1 protein-coding gene is annotated in these 1,753 nt (G+C 36.3%); it reads right to left on the bottom strand.

What is annotated here, in order from left to right; all coding sequences use genetic code 11:
- On the bottom strand, positions 1 to 1,486 hold a 1,486-nt coding region (locus ACYVTD_RS12390; protein ID WP_461248063.1), incomplete at its 3' end, for a S1 family peptidase.
- Positions 1,487 to 1,753: the final 267 nt, after the last annotated feature.

Below are 1,753 nucleotides of genomic sequence, written 5' to 3'. Positions count from 1 at the left end.
GGGTAAAATATTCTTCCCATTCGTCGAACTTGGCTCCATAAACCGGAAAAACATGATCACATAATTTTTGTAAATTCAAATTATACATATAAAAAGAAGCGCTACTTTCCTTGGCTGTCATAAGAAAGAGGCCGTCTGGCAATGGTAGGATATACATAATCAATACTTCGTTTTCATAACCGATTTTCCAGTTTGCGGTAATCCATGTTCTTCCGAGAGAATCCGTGAAAATCCCTGTAGAAATGGGCTCTCCGTATGATAGTATTCGGTATTCATCATAGTACCATATATCTCTTTCCGTCCGTATGTTTTGGAGAATAGTATCCATGATATATTTTGGGTCCGTACAGATTTTTTCCAGAGAAACAGATTTTGGTTTGTTAATTTTATATAAATTGACGTATGAATATTTTGTTTGATACAACACACCGTCATCGTCTAAATTATAGCTATAATAATAAGGGGCATATAGTTTCCAGTTGTTATCATTTGGATCAAGATAACTTATTTGCAGATCGCTTGATGAAAGACAAACGGCTTGCGAATTTAGTAAACCGTGAAGCAGATACTCGTTATTTGCCCCGCTCAGGTATTCGGGAGCTTCCTTAAACAAGGTAGACAGAGAATCATCATATTGTTTTGCGATCTTTTCACGTAATAACCTGCTTATATTTGTGTATGTATCCGGTAAAGAAGTCTGTATTTCTGATATATTCCTTAATGTGTTTGCCATTAAAGGACGATAGATATGGCGTTTTTCCCTGTACAAAAGAACCGAACGATCATCATTTAGAATAACATCTACCGGAATTGAATAAAGAATGTTATCTCTGCGAGCGGTTACCAGGGCAATTACTTTACCTTTAGGAGTTACGAGAGGTCCGCCTGAATTCCCTGGATTGACGTTGGCGGAACTTTTAAGTTCATTCCAGCGACCTGAATCTTCTTCGGGAATCTCACCCAAAACAAGTCCGTCCCGTATAACGATGCCTTCACCATAGGCATTACCTATACTAAAAACCTGGTCGCCAATATTATATTTTCTTTCAAATTGAAAATATTTATCGAAAGTTTTCCCTTTTACCGTAAAAATAAGATAATCCTTTTCCTTGGAGCCGCCTGTAATCATATCTACTTCGTATATATTTTTCTGTGAATCCCTGACAAAATAATTATCACATTCATCGTCAATCACATGGAAGGCGGTCATAAGTTCTGTTTTGGAAACGGCAAAAGCAGTCCCAATGGAATAGTATTTGTCGTTCCTGATGTGAAAAGGGACATAATCCCAGTTAATTTCTTCCTCATATTCTATTTGCTCGTCAGCAGGTTTTTCAACAACTACCTCGAATACCGCATTGCGGGCTAAATTCAATATTTTTGCATTTAATGGCTTCGAATAAGGTTGAAAAAATTGGCAAGAAAATAACGAGCTTGCCATGATAGCGATAATAATTAACAATGGTTTGTATTTCATTTTTTCCATATTAGCCTCCTATCCTGTTAATATTAATAATGCCTAGAAATAGAAAAACTTAAGGTTTTTGGGAAAGATTTTCTTGGGGTTCGGGAGGACATTAGGGAGAATTAATCCTTTATTAATGGTCACAATTTGTGACCTTTGTTTTTTCTTGTACATCATATAAAATAAGGGTTCAAAATGTATAATGTTCCATCAATATAGACCCAATAGAAAAAAGACCTGCCAAACGGCGGTTTGTTGTTCTTTTCGCCGGACAATATAGGTATGTGG

This window comes from Treponema sp. R6D11 (assembly GCF_054786075.1).
Note: the sequence above shows the minus strand (reverse complement) of the source record. Positions and strands in the feature narration are given on the sequence as shown.